At 57.9% G+C, this 16,313-nt stretch carries 15 protein-coding genes; 8 read left to right on the forward strand and 7 right to left on the reverse strand.

What is annotated here, in order from left to right; translation table 11 throughout:
• The first annotated feature begins 19 nt into the window (after nt 1-19).
• Entirely contained in the window at nt 20-697 is a 678-nt protein-coding gene (locus tag ABIT76_07375) for an outer membrane lipoprotein-sorting protein (protein ID MEO7932961.1), read from the forward strand.
• Nucleotides 698-740: 43 nt separating this feature from the next.
• On the opposite strand, the gene ABIT76_07380 is transcribed toward ABIT76_07375, so the two are convergent.
• The 3 genes from ABIT76_07380 to ABIT76_07390 all read right to left on the reverse strand — a co-directional run bounded on the left by ABIT76_07380 (nt 741) and on the right by ABIT76_07390 (nt 3,245).
• Nucleotides 741-1,310 (reverse strand): hypothetical protein, encoded by a 570-nt coding sequence (locus ABIT76_07380; GenBank protein MEO7932962.1) that lies wholly within the window; start codon nt 1,308-1,310, stop codon nt 741-743.
• 119 nt (nt 1,311-1,429) lie between these two features.
• Nucleotides 1,430-2,443: a hypothetical protein gene (locus tag ABIT76_07385; GenBank protein ID MEO7932963.1), complete on the reverse strand. Its 1,014-nt coding sequence runs from the start codon at nt 2,441-2,443 to the stop codon at nt 1,430-1,432.
• Between the two features lie 46 nt (nt 2,444-2,489).
• Complete coding sequence (locus ABIT76_07390) at nt 2,490-3,245, reverse strand: hypothetical protein (protein MEO7932964.1); 756 nt, start codon at nt 3,243-3,245, stop codon at nt 2,490-2,492.
• Between the two features lie 299 nt (nt 3,246-3,544).
• Between ABIT76_07390 and ABIT76_07395 the strand changes: the two genes are divergently transcribed.
• Nucleotides 3,545-3,862, forward strand: coding sequence for a hypothetical protein (locus ABIT76_07395; GenBank protein ID MEO7932965.1), 318 nt, complete (start codon nt 3,545-3,547; stop codon nt 3,860-3,862).
• A gap of 38 nt (nt 3,863-3,900) precedes the next feature.
• Here ABIT76_07395 and aroF read toward each other — a convergent pair whose 3' ends face one another.
• Genes aroF through ABIT76_07410 form a run of 3 tightly spaced genes read right to left on the reverse strand, consistent with a single transcriptional unit; the run spans nt 3,901 to nt 7,137 of the window.
• Nucleotides 3,901-4,911, reverse strand: coding sequence for a 3-deoxy-7-phosphoheptulonate synthase (gene aroF / locus ABIT76_07400; GenBank protein ID MEO7932966.1), 1,011 nt, complete (start codon nt 4,909-4,911; stop codon nt 3,901-3,903).
• 55 nt (nt 4,912-4,966) lie between these two features.
• A complete protein-coding gene (gene trpA, locus ABIT76_07405) occupies nt 4,967-5,770 on the reverse strand; it encodes a tryptophan synthase subunit alpha (protein ID MEO7932967.1) in 804 nt (267 codons plus the stop codon).
• Nucleotides 5,767-7,137 carry a class II fumarate hydratase gene (locus ABIT76_07410; GenBank protein ID MEO7932968.1) on the reverse strand — a complete coding sequence of 457 codons (1,371 nt, stop codon included), beginning with the start codon at nt 7,135-7,137 and terminating at the stop codon, nt 5,767-5,769. The genes trpA and ABIT76_07410 overlap by 4 nt, the downstream gene beginning before the upstream one ends.
• 91 nt (nt 7,138-7,228) lie before the next feature.
• Between ABIT76_07410 and ABIT76_07415 the strand changes: the two genes are divergently transcribed.
• Nucleotides 7,229-8,191 (forward strand): acetylxylan esterase, encoded by a 963-nt coding sequence (locus tag ABIT76_07415; protein MEO7932969.1) that lies wholly within the window; start codon nt 7,229-7,231, stop codon nt 8,189-8,191.
• Nucleotide 8,192: 1 nt separating this feature from the next.
• On the opposite strand, the gene ABIT76_07420 is transcribed toward ABIT76_07415, so the two are convergent.
• A complete protein-coding gene (locus tag ABIT76_07420; GenBank protein ID MEO7932970.1) occupies nt 8,193-8,504 on the reverse strand; it encodes a metalloregulator ArsR/SmtB family transcription factor in 312 nt (103 codons plus the stop codon).
• Nucleotides 8,505-8,614: 110 nt separating this feature from the next.
• Between ABIT76_07420 and ABIT76_07425 the strand changes: the two genes are divergently transcribed.
• The 5 genes from ABIT76_07425 to ABIT76_07445 all read left to right on the forward strand — a co-directional run bounded on the left by ABIT76_07425 (nt 8,615) and on the right by ABIT76_07445 (nt 16,313).
• Nucleotides 8,615-10,741, forward strand: coding sequence for a hypothetical protein (locus ABIT76_07425; protein ID MEO7932971.1), 2,127 nt, complete (start codon nt 8,615-8,617; stop codon nt 10,739-10,741).
• A 122-nt stretch (nt 10,742-10,863) separates the two neighbouring features.
• Nucleotides 10,864-12,246 carry a dihydropyrimidinase gene (hydA, locus tag ABIT76_07430; GenBank protein MEO7932972.1) on the forward strand — a complete coding sequence of 461 codons (1,383 nt, stop codon included), beginning with the start codon at nt 10,864-10,866 and terminating at the stop codon, nt 12,244-12,246.
• 90 nt (nt 12,247-12,336) lie between these two features.
• Entirely contained in the window at nt 12,337-13,731 is a 1,395-nt protein-coding gene (locus tag ABIT76_07435) for a cytochrome ubiquinol oxidase subunit I (protein ID MEO7932973.1), read from the forward strand.
• A complete protein-coding gene (gene cydB / locus ABIT76_07440; GenBank protein MEO7932974.1) occupies nt 13,731-14,762 on the forward strand; it encodes a cytochrome d ubiquinol oxidase subunit II in 1,032 nt (343 codons plus the stop codon). Before ABIT76_07435 ends, cydB begins: the two co-directional genes overlap by 1 nt.
• A 63-nt stretch (nt 14,763-14,825) precedes the next feature.
• Nucleotides 14,826-16,313 (forward strand): NCS1 family nucleobase:cation symporter-1, encoded by a 1,488-nt coding sequence (locus ABIT76_07445; GenBank protein ID MEO7932975.1) that lies wholly within the window; start codon nt 14,826-14,828, stop codon nt 16,311-16,313.

Raw genomic sequence — 16,313 nt, forward strand, 5'->3', positions numbered from 1 at the left:
AAAAACAGACCGCCAAACTATGACTCATCGCCCCGGCAAACAAGCACGGAAAACCGCCCTTCTCCTTTTCAGCATCGCCACTTTCATCGCATTGGCACTCCCCTCGTGGGCGAAACCCAGCGGCCCCGAAATCGTCGCCCAAGCCCGCGAAATGATCCGCGCGCAGGACGTTTCCCTCACCGGCAAACTCCGCACCGGCGCGACGAACATCCCCTTCCAGCTCACCCAGCGCGGCGGCGTTTCCACTTACGTTTTTCGCGACCCGGCGGAAACCATCCGCGTCCAGCTCGGGGAAAATGGCGTCAAAATCACCGGCGCTGATAAGACCACGACTCCGATCAGAAATTCCGTCCTCACCTACGACGACCTCGCCCTGCGCTTCCTTTATTGGACCCGGATCGAAGACCTCGGCGACGAGAAACTCCGCTCCCTCCCCTGCTGGAAACTCCGCCTCGATGCGCCCGATAAATCATCGCCCTACGCCTTCGTCAAACTCTGGGTCAACGTGCAAAGCGGCGCCTTCATCCGCGCCCAAGCCTTCGACTGGACCGGCGCCCTCGCCAAACAATTCGACGTCATCAGCACCCAAAACATCGAAGGCCGCACCTTCCTGAAGTCGATGAAAATCCAACTCACCAAACCCGCCTCACCCAACCCCGAAACCCTCAGCTACTTGGAGATCGACAAGCCGAATTAGAGAGTTATCAGACTAAGTAAACGAGGGGGCGAGCAGCTTAAATTCATTGTTGAGAAATTTTTTTGAGCCAAGCTCCAAGCCACCCCATTCTGATTAAGTCTACTTGCTCTATGATCTGTTTGCGGAGAGTATCTTTCCATTCGAAGATTTTACTCTCGTCTATTTGCTTATTGACGTATGGATGCGTCGGATTTTTTAAATGATCTTGATATCGTCTATATCGATCTTCAATTTGGCTTCCGCTGGCAATAACGCTGTTAATTAGTTCCTGTGCAGAATTCCTTAAATCTGGATACCAGATATCTGTTAAGACCATTAGACGCTTGTATGCATCCCAATGTTCTCTATCTATTTCGTCCACAAGGGCCTTAATATGTTGGGATTTTTCTACCTTTATGGTTCCGATGAACAATCCTAAACGTAAGTCTTGATATTGTTTACCCCAGGCAAATGCATCCTGTGTTGCCATCGCAATTTCTTCTAGTTTGCTTAACTGCCGGTCTCTATCAGCTCGATACAGCGTTATACCTTGGCTCAAGAGAGCCGAGACAACCCCCCCAAACAAGATCGTCAAAAGAGCAACCGCTATTGTGGTATATGATATCCCTTCCATTTAACGCTTTTAAGTGAGATGTGCTGCTTTGAAAAGACAACATGCCTTATTAGTGTCATTCCACCCATCTGATTCAACTAGGCAATGACTGAAACACCACTGACGTTTTTCTCTTCCATTCATTGGGTACCACTCTTTTTATTCTCAGCTTCTAATCGCGGCAAAAGATAACTATAAAGCTCAGGGAAATCTGCCGCTTTTGGAAAATCAATCTGATCCAGAAATTGGCAATCCATCAAGCACGCCCATAATGCTTCACATGTTCTTCGAGGATGCTTTGCTAGTAGAGAATCGTAGAAATCCAATGCGGTCCGATAATGATGTGTATGGATAAAAGGCGACCATGTATCTACTAGCTCTTTCTCTGATCTAACATCTATAATCTCGGTTTCTTCTAATTCGCGCTCAGCAACGTTTCCCCAAGCACTTTTCATCAACCTTATTGCTTCCACGTCTGTATGGGGAGCGCCGTAGCCAAAAATAGTTAATGTCCAAGCATTTTTCAAAGCATGATCCAATGTTCTCCAGTGTGCCGCAATTGCAGGATCCAAGGTATAATCCTTGTTTTGGATGGGATAAAGTAAAGGAGAAGGAATCAACGTCGATCCACATTTCTTGCAATGAAGAAAACGTGTCGTGACAATCTTGCATTTGGGACAATGAGCAGTAGCCACGCAACCATGGAGAAACAATATCGTAGGAGGGGTGCTAAAGGTATAATTTCTGGCACAAGCATTCCATAAAAACGGATCCCAATTGAAGGTGGCGATAAAGTCTTTAGGCCGCAGACTTAAAACTAAATGGTCATATATTGTAGGGGTATCCGGGAGTTCTAGCGAGCTAAAGTAGTTGCTGATAGTTGTCTCTACATATACCATCAGCTCGCTTAGCGAGGGATCAAGAGCAACTTTAGTAAAAAGTAACTCGAAATTGTCAAAGTCCTCTGAAACGCCAGCTTTTAGCAGCTCTCCACGAAGTCCTAGAACATCGACAAAATCCTTCATCACGGGCAGCTTAGTTCCATATCTATCTCCATTTGGAAATGCTGCTCGACTAGCACCTGCTCCTAGGATCACAACATGAGGCCTCCCAAACGAGACAGTTTGTATCTCCTTGGCGGTCGTGAATATCATAAGCTCTCCAGTAGGATTAAAGAAAAGCTGAACTTACTAGAAACGCTTACACTTGTGTCCCGCTAGTACTAGCACCCGGCGTATTTCCATCGGGGGTGTTTTTGTTTCTGGGTGGGAAGCTATCCACCAGGAAACGGCTGCGGGCGTTGACGGTTTCGGGCGCGATGGTTTGGCCGGGGCGGGGCAAGGGCCATTGCAGGCGGCAGGCGTTTTGCACGCGCAGGCTGCGGGCATAGACGGCGTTCGCGGCGTTGGTGACGGCGGCGGTGAATTTCGTGCCGTCGGCCAGGGCGGCTTCCTGCGCGAGGTCGGCCTCGGCCACGATCTCGATGGCGGCGATAAAATCGGTGGCGTCGCTCGCCATCCAGGCTTCCTCGGCGAGGGCGGTGGCGTATTTCACGCTGGCGGCATGGGTCTTGCGGGCGCGACCGACTTCGCCGCCTAGGGTGGAATCGGTCTCGCTCTGGCCGATTTGAAATTCCCCGCTGAGGACGACGTCCTGTCCCTTCAGCGCGAGGCTGGCACTGCGGCGGGCTCCGGAGGCGAGGCGGCGCATCTCATGGAGGGCGTCGTTTTGCGCCTGGGTCAGGGTGCCGCTGTCGCCGCCCTGGCCGGATTGTTTGACGATTTCCTGGTGCAAGGTTTCGCGGAGCGCCTCGAAGTCGGCGGCAGCGCTGGCTCCACCGAGACGCGGAAGGATGGCGGCGAACAGGGTGTCGGCGACAGCTTGCTGGAGTTTGCCCGACTCGGTGATGAGGACGGAAAGAGGGAAGTGGAATTGGCGTTTGGGTGTTTTGTCCATAAGGAGTGTTTTTAAGTGGTTTACCGCAGTTGAACGCGAGCTTGAACGATTAAACTCAGGAAGAAAAGAAAAAGAGGGAGCAGGCGATTTTTCCTCGTTTCCCTCGTTCCCAAACTCCAGTTTGGGAATGCCTTGCTCTGGAAACTCTGGTTTCCATTGTCTCATGCGACACGCAGGGGAAACGGAGTTTCGGGGACAAGGATGTGGAGTTTGGGAACGAGGATGTGCTAAAACGCTGATCTGGAAAAGCGGCGAGGTTTGAACTAATCAATACCGATAAATGGACTACAATCGCCGATTTGTGGCTGCGCAAGCCCGATAAACGGCTGCGCATTTCCGATAATTGGCTGCGCACTGCCGATGAGCCTCTGCACAACGCCGACGAGCGGTTGCGGGAGTGCGATGGAACTCAAATCACCTCCGACAAGCCTCTGCGGCTCTCCGACGAAGGGCTGCGCACGGGCGATGGCTCGTTGCGCGACGCCGATGAGGCGCTGCGAAAGGCCGATGAGTGGTTGCGCTACTGCGACGCGCTGCTGCGAAGTCGCGATTCAGAGTCGGATGCAACTCCGATGGGTTTCACTTGGAGGGCACTGCGCTGTCAGTGCCTGATTTGAGGAAGCGAGGGCCGCTTCCCTCCAGGGAAACGGCGGATTTATTTGCCGACGGCTCGCAGAAAGGGCTCCAACTCGGCTGGGAGGCTGGCGTAGCCGGCGAGGTCGAGTTGTTGCTGGCCGTCGCTGAGGGCTTCGGCGGGGTTGGGGTGGACTTCGATGAGCAATCCATCGGCTCCGAGGGCGACGGCGCCACGGCAGAGGACTTTGACCAAATCGGCGCGTCCGGCTCCCTGGCTCGGATCGACGATGACGGGCAAATGCGATTCTTTTTTCGCGATGGCGACGGCGGCGAGATCGAGGGTGTTGCGGGTGTAGGTCTCGAAGGTGCGGATGCCGCGTTCGCAAAGGAGGACGTTGGGGTTGCCGTGGGCGAGGATGTATTCGGCGGCCATGAGCCATTCCTCGATGCGCTCGCTCATGCCGCGCTTCAGCAGGATGGGTTTGCCGGTCTTGGCGGCGGCGATGAGAAGGGCGAAATTTTGCGTGTTGCGCGCGCCGATTTGCAGGATGTCGGCGGTTTCGGCGACGTGTTCGACGTCGAGTTCGCTGAGGAGTTCGGTGATGATCTTGAGGCCGGTTTCTTTTTTCGCGAGGGCGAGGAGGCGGAGGCCTTCTTTGCCAAGGCCCTGGAATTCGTAGGGCGAGGTGCGGGGTTTGTAGGCTCCGCCGCGGAGAATCGTGGCACCGGCAGCAGCGACGGCGTGGGCGGTGTCGAGGAGTTGTTTCTCGCTCTCGACGCTGCACGGGCCGGCCATCATGGCGAAGTGGCCGCCGCCGATTTTCACGCCATCGACATCGACGATGGTGTCTTCGGGATGCGCGTCGCGGCTGACGAGTTTGTAGCGTTTCTGGACGCGGACGACGCGTTCGACGCCGGGAAGTGCGGTGAGCGACTCGAGGGTGTGATGGGTGGTTTCGTCCCCGATGGCGGCGATGACGGTCTGGTTGGTGCCGTGGATGGGGCTGGCGGCGTAACCGAGTTTTTCGATTTCAGCGATGACGAAATCGATGTCGGGACGCGGCGTGTGGGGTTTGAGGATGACGATCATGGGAAAATTTGCGGGTCGGAAGGTTGGAGCACGCGCGAGTGCAATGCAACTCGAATCAAACTCCGTGCGCCGCAGCGACGAGCGGCTGGACGAATTGGAAAATCTTCTCGCCCAGTTCTGGATCGGCGGCGTGTTCCTGGATGCGTTTGACGATGGCGCTGCCGACAACGACGGCGTCCCCGGCGGCGGCGACTTCGGCGGCTTGCTCGGGATTCGACACGCCGAAGCCGATGGCGATGGGCAGTTTTGTGGTGGCGCGGATCATTTCCACGCGCTCGGGCAAGGAGGTGGCGACGCTGCTCTGCTCGCCGGTGACGCCTTCGCGGGAGACGTAATAAATGAAGCCCGATCCAGCGGCGGTGATCTTGGCGATGCGCTCGGCGGGTGTGGTCGGCGCGATGAGGAGAATGCGTTGCAACCCGGATGAGTTCGCGAGTTCCGCGCTGCGATTCGCTTCATCGGGCGGCAAGTCGAGCAGGAGAAGGCCATCGACTCCGGCGGCTGCGGCTTCCTCGTGGAATTTGCGGAAGCCGTAAGTCAGCACAGGATTCAAATAGGAATAAATGACGATCGGAAGCTGCGACGTTTTGCGAAATTCAGCGATCATCGCTAGCAGTTTCGGGATGTTCGTGCCGGCTTCGAGGGCGCGCTGGGCGCTGAGTTGATTGGCGATGCCGTCGGCCAGCGGATCGGAAAATGGGAGGCCGATTTCGAGGATGTCCACCCCGGCGCGCTCGAGGGCGTGGGCGATGATCCGAGTTCGATCCAAATCGGGGTCGCCGCCGGTGATGTAGGCGATGAAGCCCTTATGATTTTGGCTGCGGAGTCGGGCGAAAGTGTCGTCGATGCGGGTGCTCATGCGTTGCCCGTCATTTTGACGGGATCGAGCGCGGCGGCGAGTTTTTCTTCGGGTAAAATCTGCCGCTCCTGACAAATCTCCCGCACGGTGCGTCCGGTCTTGGCGCTTTCCTTGGCAATCTCTGCCGCCAAATCGTAGCCGATGATCGGCGCGAGACTCGTGACCATTGCCAGGCTTTTCTCGATCAAGGACTCGCAGTGTTCGCGGTTCGCCACGATCCCGGCGACGCAGCGGTCGGCAAAAAGTCGAGTCGAGTTCGATAGCAATCGGATGCTCTCCAAAATGTTGTGCGCCATCACGGGCATCATGACGTTGAGATCGAGATTTCCATTCGCGCCGGCCCAGGTGATCGTGGCGTCGTTGCCGATGACTTGCGTACAAACTTGCATGAGCGATTCGCACATTACGGGGTTCACCTTGCCGGGCATGATCGAGCTGCCGGGTTGAGTTGCAGGCAATTGGAGTTCGCCAATGCCGCATTGCGGACCGCTCGAAAGCCAGCGCAGATCGTTGGCGATCTTGAAAAGTGACACCGCGATCGTCTTGAGCTGACCGCTCGCCTCCACGAGACCGTCCTTGGCGCCTTGCGCCTCGAAATGATTGGCCGCTTCACGAAACGAAATCCCCGTTTTCTCCCAAAGCGTGCGGCAGACTTTGCCGGAAAACGTCCGGTCGGTGTTCAATCCCGTGCCGACCGCTGTGCCGCCGAGCGCGAGTTCTTCGAGGGCACGAATGGCGTTTCCAGCGCGCAGTTTTCCGTATTCCACCTGCTTCGCGTAACCAGAAAACTCCTGCCCCAGTCGAATCGGAGTCGCATCCATGAGGTGCGTGCGGCCGATTTTCAGCACGTCCCAGAACTCGCCGGATTTCCCGAGCAACTCCAAGTGCAACGCGTCGAGAGCGGGCAGCAAATCGTTTTTCAACGACTCCGCCGCCGCGATGTGGATGGCCGACGGAATGACGTCGTTGCTCGACTGGCCCATGTTCACATGGTCGTTCGGATGCACTTCGGAGCCGAGTTGCATCGCTCTGTGGCAGATGACTTCGTTGGCGTTCGTGTTCGTGCTCGTCCCGGAGCCGGTCTGAAAAATATCGAGCGGAAAATGTTCGTCGAGCTTCCCGTCGGCGACTTCCAGCGCGGCGGTGACGATGATTTCGCTCAAACCCGGATCGAGTTTTCCCAAGTCGCGATTGGCCAGAGCCGCGCCGGCTTTAATCAAGCCCAGTGCGCGGATGAAGGAACGTGGAAACCGGTAGCCGCTGACGGGAAAATTCAAAACCGCCCTCTGGGTGGACGCTCCATAAAGGGCATCGGCGGGCACCGACATTTCGCCCATGGAATCGCGTTCGATCCGAGTTTTTTCCATTCAAAACTAGACGACGCATCTATAACTAGAGCAAGTTCGTTTCTCATTCGACTTGCGGGCGATTCTCTAAGACGACTGAATCCTTTCCACCATGCCACTCGTTGACAAACCTCTTCTCGAGCTCCTGAAATACCAGGGCCGCAACCCAAAACCAGCCGACTTCGATTCCTATTGGGACGACGCACTGGCCGAAATGGAGGCCATCGATCCGCAGGTCGAGCTGGTGCCGCATCCGATCTCGGGCGTCGATTTTGCGGAGACGTTCGACCTGTTTTTCACTGGCGTCGGTGGGTCACGGGTTCACGCCCAATACATTCGCCCGAAGAAAGCCGAAAAGCCGGGGCCTGCGCTTTTGCAATTTCACGGTTACTCCGGCAACAGCGGCGACTGGGCTCCGAAACTGCGCTGGGCGGCGGCGGGATTTGCGGTGGCGGCACTCGATTGCCGCGGTCAGGGTGGTCAAAGTGACGACCTCGGCGGCGCACGCGGAATGACGCTGCGCGGTCACATCGTTCGCGGCCTGGACGACCCAGACCCGCGCAAATTGGGCTATCGCCAGATCTTTTTGGACACGGCGCAACTGGCAAAAATCGTGTCCGGTTTCCGTGAAATCGACGGCGACCGACTCGGCGCTTACGGCGGTTCGCAAGGCGGCGCTCTCACCCTCGCCTGCGCCGCGCTCGCGCCGATCAAGCGCGCCCTGCCAGTGTATCCGTTTCTCTGCGATTACCAACGCGTCTGGGAAATGGATCTGGCGAAGGATGCCTACGACGAGTTGAAGTATTTCTTCCGGATGTTTGATCCGAATCACGAACGTGAAAACGAGATTTTCACCCGGCTTGGTTACATCGATTGCCAGCATCTGGCCCCGCGCATCACGGGAGAAATCCTGATGGCTGTCGGCCTGATGGACACCATCTGCCCGCCGTCGTCGCAATTTGCGGCCTACAACAAGATCACGTCGAAAAAGAGCCTGAAGGTTTATCCCGATTTCGGCCACGAGGGATTGCCCTGGCTGGGCGACGTCGAGTGGGAGTTCTTCGCCGGACTTTGATCTAGCCGACGAGTTGCTGGGTGCCGATCAGTTCCCACAAACCGGGGAAACGTCCTGCCACTTCGTCGCGGCGGAGAAAGGTGATGCTTTTCGTGCCTTCGACCCGGTGCTGGATGAGCCCGGCCTCGCGCAGGACCCGCATGTGATGCGACACCGTCGCCTTGGCCAGATCGCCGCAGAACTCGCCGCAGCAGCATTCGCCGTCTTCCTTGGCAATGAGCTGGCGGAGGATTTCCAGCCGAGCCTCGTCCGACAGGGCGTGCATGACGGCAGACAAAGTGACGGAGTCGAGGTCTGGGTAGGAATACTTCATAAGGGCAACGCACTATACCGATGTTTGCCAGGGCTTGCGACGAGTTTTTCCTAAGATCGCCGCCTGCCATGCGTCTTTCCATGAGGGCCCAATCCTGCTAATCGACTTCCATGCTCTCCTCCAAAGCGTTGCTCTTTCTCGCCGTCGGTCTCCTTTTCGGGGGCATTCTCGGCCGCGTCACCGCTCCCAAAGTCATCCCCGGCTCCGTCGTCGGAAGGCCCGGTGCCACATTCGCCCGCAACTCGACTTTCGCCGCCAACCCGAACGACCCCGGCTCGTCCCGCGCCATCGACGTGGATCCGGCGAACAATGGCCAGCCGCAGGAACGCACCTTTTCCCTCGAGGAACTCCTTAAGCTGCCACTGGACAATAATTTCTACCGGCGCATGAACCAGTTTGCGAACAGCCTCGACGAAAAAAGCGTCCTCCAGGCTCTCGACGAAGTCCAGGCCGCACCGCGCAGCCGCAACAGCCGGGCGTTGCTTTATCAGATCGTCAATCGCTGGGCCACTTTCAGCCCGCGCAAGGCTTACGACTTCGTCCGCAACACCAAAAACCGCGAACTCCGCCAGGGCACTCTGGGCATGATCTTCGCCAACTGGGCCAGCAAGGACCCCTCCACCGCCAAGGCCGAAATCCTCCGCTTGCCGCCCGGACGCGACCGCGACCAGGCCATGGGCTTTTTCATCAACGCCCTCGCCGAGAAGCAGCCCGAGGAGGCCTATCAACTCATCACCACCCTCGGCGGCAACTCAGGCCGCAATTTCTCCTTTCAGGTCTTTCAAAAGCTCGCCGAGGCCAACCCCGCCAGCGCCGCCCAGCGCGCCCTCGCCCTGCCCGGCGGCAACCTCCGTTCTCAAGCCATCAGCAGCGTCGTCAGCGTCTGGGCCCAGAAAGATGCGACCGCCGCCACGCAATGGGCGAAATCGCTTCCGCCCGGCCAGGCGCAGCAAAACGCCTACAGCGCCATCGCCGGCCAGCTCGCCCAAAATGATCCCGACGCCGCCCGCGCATGGGCCGAGGCTCTGCCCGACAAACGCGCCCGTGAGTCCGCCTACAACAACATCATTTCCCAGATGTCGCAGACCGATCCCGCCGCCGCCATGCAGTGGGTCAGCTCCCTGCCCGATGGCCAGTCGAAGCGCAACCTCTCCAGCTCCATCGCCTTTAACCTCGTCGAGAGCGACCCCGAGGCCGCCAAGCAATGGGCCGCCTCCCTGCCGCCCGGCAACACCCAGCGCAACGTCATCAGCAACCTTGCCGGACGCCTCGCCCAGAATGATCCGAAAGGCGCACTCGCCTGGGCCCAGACCCTGCCCGCCGGCGAGTCTCAGAACCAAGCCATCGGTAACATTGTCGGCCAGCTCGCTCAGAATGACCCCAAAGCCGCCGCCGAGTTTGTCACCAGTATGGAACCGAGCCAGGTCCGACGCAACGCCCTCAGCAATATCGCCTCCAACTGGGCGCAGCAGGACATGCCCGCCGCCCTCAAATGGGTCGAAAGTCTGCCCCCGGACGATGGCCGCCGCGACGCCTACAGCTCCGTCCTTGCCAATTGGTCGGACAACGACCCGAAGGCCGCTGCCAGTTACGTTCTCGGACTGAAGGACGACCCGCAATTCGCCAACTATCTCAGCAACATCAGTGGCAACTGGGGACGCACCGACCCCGCCGCCGCCCTCGCCTGGGCCCGAACGCAATCTGACCCGCGCATCGAGGCCAACTTCACCGCCCGCATCATCGGTCAATGGGCCGACGACGATCCCGTAAAAGCAGCCGCCGCCGTCGCCACCTTGAAAAGCCCCGAGGCGCGCAACAACGCCATCAACCAGGTCGCCAGCCAGTGGTCGCAGAATAACCCCGCCGCCGCCATCACTTGGCTCACCACCCTGCCGGACGGCGACGCCCGCACCAACGCCATGGGCAGCGCCGTCTCCAACTGGGCCAGCAACAACCCGGCTGCCACCTCCGCATGGCTCGGGAAACTTCCCGAAGGCCAGGTCCGCGACAAAATGATACACAATTTCGTCGGTCGCATCTCCCAGTACGATCCCGCCTCCGCCACCGCCTGGGCCAGCACCATTAGCGACGACAACCAGCGCCGCGACTCCGTCCGCAATTCCCTCAACAGCTGGGCCCGCAACGACCGCGCCGCCGCCCTCCGCTGGGTCCAGAGCCAAAACCTCTCCCCCGAGGAACAAAAATCCTACCTCGACCGGATCGGCCCGCAGCGTTGAGCCGTCATTTGAGCTGGAGCCCACGGTCACCAAAGTTCCGCCAATTAGTTGAACAAGATCGCTGACAGCCAAACTACTTTTTCCTGTCGCTGGAAAAGAAAAATGTGGATCATCCTTTTCCCATGAGCTTGCTGATCAAAAATGGGGAAATCGTCACGGCCACGGAGCGTTATATCGCCGACATCTGGTGCGAGGGGGAGACGATCTCGCTGATCGCTCCGAACATCGACGCGCCGGAAGGCGTGGAGGTGATCGATGCCACCGGGAAATATGTCTTTCCGGGGTTTATCGATCCGCACACCCATATTTATCTGCCCTTTATGGGCACCCATGCGAAGGATACTTACACGACGGGCAGCCAGGCGGCGCTCATCGGGGGAACGACGACGATTTTCGACATGTGCTGTCCGTCGCGGGCACAGTCGGCGGCGGAGGGGTTTGCCATCTGGAAGGAGCAATCGGCAGGGAAGTCGGCCTGCGATTATTCGTTTCACATGGGGGTGACGCGTTTCGATGAAAACACCAGGGCGGAGTTGGAGTCGATTGTGAGTGAAGGGATCGCGTCGTTTAAGATTTTCCTGGCTTACAAAGGTGCCTTTGGCATCGACGATTCGGAGCTCTACAACACGCTCAAACTCGCCTCCGAGCTGGGCGTGGTGGTCTGCGCGCACTGCGAAAACGAGACGCTGGTCGCCGAGCGTCAGAAGGAGTTGCTGGCAGCAGGATTGACGGGACCAGAGCAGCATTATGAGAGCCGTCCGCCGATCGTGGAAGCGGAAGGGGTGCATCATTTGATGACGTTTGCGGAGTTGCTGGGGACGGAGATTTACATCGTGCATCTGAGTTGCATCGAGGCCTTGCGCGAAGCCGTCGCGGCCCGGTTGCGCGGGGTGAAAGTGTCCGTCGAGACGCTCATTCAGTATTTGCTCCTCAGCCAGGAGGACACGAAGCGGCCCGACTTCGAGGGCGCGAAATACGTCATGTCCCCGCCCCTGCGCGACGCGTCGAATCAGGAGATTCTCTGGAATGCGCTGCGCTCGGGTCTGATTCAAACCGTGGCGACGGACCATGCGCCCTTCGATTTCGCCGGTCAGAAACCGATGGGCGCGGACGATTTCACGAAGATCCCCAATGGCATCCCGGCTCTGGAAGACCGCATCAATTTGCTCCACAGCTACGGCGTCGAGGCGGGCAAGATCGATCTCAACACCATGGTCGCCGTGGCCTGCACGAACGTCGCGAAGACCTTCGGCTTGTTTCCCAGAAAGGGCGCGATCCAACCCGGCTCCGACGCTGACTTGGTGATCTTCGACCCCGAATGGCGCGGGACGATTTCCGCCGCCACGCAGACGATGAACGTGGATTACAGCGCCTTCGAAGGCTGGGAACTGCGGGGGCGTCCGAGTGTGGTCACGGTGCGCGGGGAAGTCGCGGTGAGGGATGGGAAATTCGTCGGCACCGTGGGCCGCGGGCAGCTTCTGGCCCGTCCGACGAAGGCTGGCTAATCGGGATTCCCTCCACTGGAAACGGACTTTGTGAAAATTTTCACAAAGTCTGATTGCGTGCCGAAGATCGCGGCCTTAATAAAGAAGTCGATGGAAAATCTCGACGTATTGATCCTTTCCAGAATCCAATTCGCGTTCACGATTGCGTTTCATTACATCTACCCGCCGTTAAGCATCGGATTGGGACTGGCCTTGGTGGTGATTGAAGGGATGTGGATGAAAACAGGGCTGCCGTTGTATCATCAGATGGCGCGGTTCTGGACGAAGGTTTTTGCGCTCACCTTTGCCATCGGAGTGGCGACGGGGATTGTGATGGAGTTTGAGTTTGGCACGAATTGGGCCACGTATTCGCGCTATGTCGGCGATGTTTTCGGCAGTGCGCTGGCGGCGGAGGGAATCTTCGCGTTTTTCCTGGAATCGGGCTTTCTGGCGATCCTGCTCTTTGGCTGGAACAAAGTCGGACGCAAAATGCATTTCTTTTCAACCTGCATGGTCTGCCTGGGTGCGCATTTTTCCGCCGTCTGGATCGTGGTGGCGAATTCCTGGCAACAGACGCCGGCGGGTTATCACATCGTGGGGGAAGGCGTTCACGCGCGCGCCGAGATTATTGATTTCTGGGCGATGGTCTTTAACCCGTCGTCGATGGAACGGCTGAGCCACGTGATCGGCGGGGCGTGGCTGGCTGGCTCGACGTTGGTGATGAGTGTGAGCGCCTGGTATTTGCTGAAAAACAAGCACACGAAATTTGCAAAGGCGTCGCTCAAAGTGGGACTGGCGATTGCGTTGGTGACGTCGCTTTTGCAACTGACGACCGGCCACAAAAGCGCGGTCGGCGTGGCAAAAAATCAGCCCGCGAAGATGGCGGCATTCGAGGGACATTACGAGACCGGTCCGAAGGCGGCGCTTTTCCTGGGCGGCTGGGTGAACGACAAGGCGGAGAAAGTGCAATTCGGCATCGGCGTTCCGGGGATGTTGAGCTGGCTTTTGCATGGCGATGTGAATGCACCGGTGACGGGGCTGCGCGAGTTTGTGAAGGCGGATCGGCCACCGGTGAATTTCGTGTTTCAGACCTATCACCTGATGATTGGGATCGGCTTCGGCTTAATCGGCCTGACGCTGCTCTCGGCGTTTCTGCTCTGGCGCGGAAAACTTTTCTCCAGCAAGCCGATGTTGCTCTTGCTCGTGCTCTCGGTGCTGGGGCCGCAGGTGGCGAATCAGGTGGGCTGGTTTTCCGCCGAAGTGGGGCGTCAACCGTGGATCGTTTATGGGCTGCTGCGCACGTCCGATGGCTTGTCGAAAGTGGTCCAGGCCAACGTGGTTCTGACCTCGCTGGTTATGTTCACCGTGGTTTATCTGCTGCTCTTCGCGGTCTTCGTTTATCTGCTGAACGACAAAATCCATCACGGTCCCGACCCGGATGATTTGCAGGTGACGGGACGACTCGGAGACAGTCTTGCGCACAAAACCGGGAGGGCGGACGAATAATGGAATTTCCCCATCTCGATCTCAACATCGTCTGGTTCATCCTGGTCGGTGTTCTATTCACCGGCTACGCGATGCTGGATGGCTTCGATCTCGGCGTCGGCGTGCTGCATTTGTTCACGAAAACAGACGAGGAACGTCGCCTGATGCTGAACTCCATCGGCCCGGTCTGGGACGGAAACGAGGTCTGGCTGGTGACGGGCGGCGGCGCGCTCTTTGCGGCGTTTCCGATGGTTTATGCGACGGTCTTTTCGGGGTTTTATCTGGCGTTCATGCTGTTGCTGGTCGCGCTGATTTTTCGTGCGGTGGCCATCGAGTTCCGTAGCAAGCAACCGATGAAATGGTGGCGAAAAATGTGGGACATCGGTTTCGCGGGCGGGAGCTTTCTGTCGAGTTTCCTCATCGGAGTGGCCATGGGGAATATCGCCTGGGGCATCCCGCTGGACGCAGACCACGAATATCGCGGTGGGTTGTTGCCCTTGCTCCATCCTTACGCGCTGCTGCTCGGGGTGACGACAGTGGCGCTTTTCGCGATGCACGGCGCAATCTATGGGGTGATGAAAACCGAGGGCGAACTGCACGATAAATTGCGGCGTTGGGTGAACCGCTGCATCATTATTTTCATCATCTGCTATGCCACGACGACGATGGCGACGCTGATCTACGTGCCGCACATGCTGGTGACGATCAAGGCGCATCCCGGCTTCTTTTTGCTGGCGTTGCTAAACATGCTGGCGATTGCGAATATCCCGCGCGAGATCCATTTCGGACGCGATCATCTGGCGTTTATCTCCTCGTGTTTCGCGGTGATCGCGCTGATGGCCCTCTTCGGCGTCGGCATGTTTCCCAACATGGTTTTCAGCCACGTGTCGCCGGAAAACAGTCTCACTCTTTACAACGGCGCATCCTCTAAAAAAACCTTGGGCATCATGCTCACTATCGCGATTTGCGGCATCCCGATCGTGCTCGCTTACACGGCGAGCATTTACTGGATTTTCCGAGGCAAAGTGACGCTCGACAAGACCAGCTACTAGCCCAGCGAATTCCGCAGTTTTCGCTATTGCCAGAGCGCCAGATTTTTCGCTTAACTCACTCCCATGGCACTCACTACCGGGGACGTAGTTTTGGGAAATCCGTTCATCCAGGACAGTCAGCTTTACAACGCCGACCTCGCACCCGTGCCGCCGGAGAAACGCACTTGGACCCAATGGAATTTCGCCGCGCTCTGGATTTCCATGGCGGCCTGCATCCCAACTTATTTGCTCGCCTCGTCCTTGATAGACGAGGGCATGAACTGGTGGCAGGCCGTCCTCACCATCTTCCTCGGCAACCTCATCGTGCTCGTCCCGATGATCCTCAATGCCCACGCCGGCACGCGCTACGGGATTCCGTTTCCGGTCTTGTGCCGGTCGTCTTTTGGCACGCGCGGGGCTAACATTCCCGCTCTCATGCGAGCCTTGGTCGCCTGTGGCTGGTTTGGCATCCAGACGTGGATCGGAGGCAGTGCGATCTTCAAAATCGTCGCCGTTTTCCAGCCGAGTTTGAGTGCAATCGAGCCCGTCCACGCTCTGGGAATTTCACTGCCGCAACTGGTCTGCTTTCTAATTTTCTGGGGCATCAACATGTTCGTCGTCTGGCGCGGGATCGATTCCATCCGCATCCTGCTCAACATCAAAGCGCCGCTCCTCATCGCGCTCGGACTCCTCCTCCTCGGCTGGGCTTACCAGCGCGCGGGCGGGTTTGGTCCGATTCTCAGCCAACCGTCCGCCTTCGATCCGGGACAGCCGAAGGCGGGTCAATTCTGGACCACGTTTTTTCCGTCGCTCACCGGCATGATCGGCTTCTGGGCCACGCTCTCGCTGAACATCCCCGATTTCTCCCGCTACGCCCGCTCGCAAAAGGCGCAAATAATCGGCCAGCTCATCGGACTGCCGCCGACGATGGCGCTCTACTCCTTCATCGGAGTTGCAGTCACCTCAGCCACGATGATCATCTTTGGCAAAACCATCTGGGACCCGGTCGATGTGCTCACGCGCTTCACCAATCCCGTCGTGCTAGTACTAGCGATGCTCGCGCTCTGCCTCGCCACTTTGGCAACGAATCTCGCGGCCAATGTCGTCGGGCCAGCCAATGATTTTTCCAACCTCGCGCCGCGCCTCATCTCCTTTCGCACCGGCGGGCTGATCACCGGCTTCATCGGACTGCTCATCATGCCATGGAAACTCGTTTCCGACCCGAGCGGCTTCATTTTTACCTGGCTCGTCGGCTACAGCAGCCTGCTCGGCCCCATCGCCGGCATCATGATCGCCGATTATTTCGTCCTCCGAAAACGTATCCTGAGCGAGTCCGATCTTTATCTGGAAAACGGCGTCTATCGCGGCACCGGTGGCTTCAATCTGGCCGGTGTCGGCGCGCTGCTCATCGCCATTTTGCCCAGCCTCCCCGGCTTCCTCGTGGAGGTAAAATTGATCGCTTCCACAGCCGTGCCCGCCTTTCTGGTGACGGCTTATCATTCCGCGTGGTTTATTGGCTTCGCCGTCGCCTTTGTGGCTTATCTGGCGCTGGCCACACATCGCAAAAACTAA

The sequence above is a fragment of the Chthoniobacterales bacterium genome, assembly GCA_039930045.1.
Taxonomy (GTDB): Bacteria; Verrucomicrobiota; Verrucomicrobiia; order Chthoniobacterales; family DASVRZ01; genus DASVRZ01.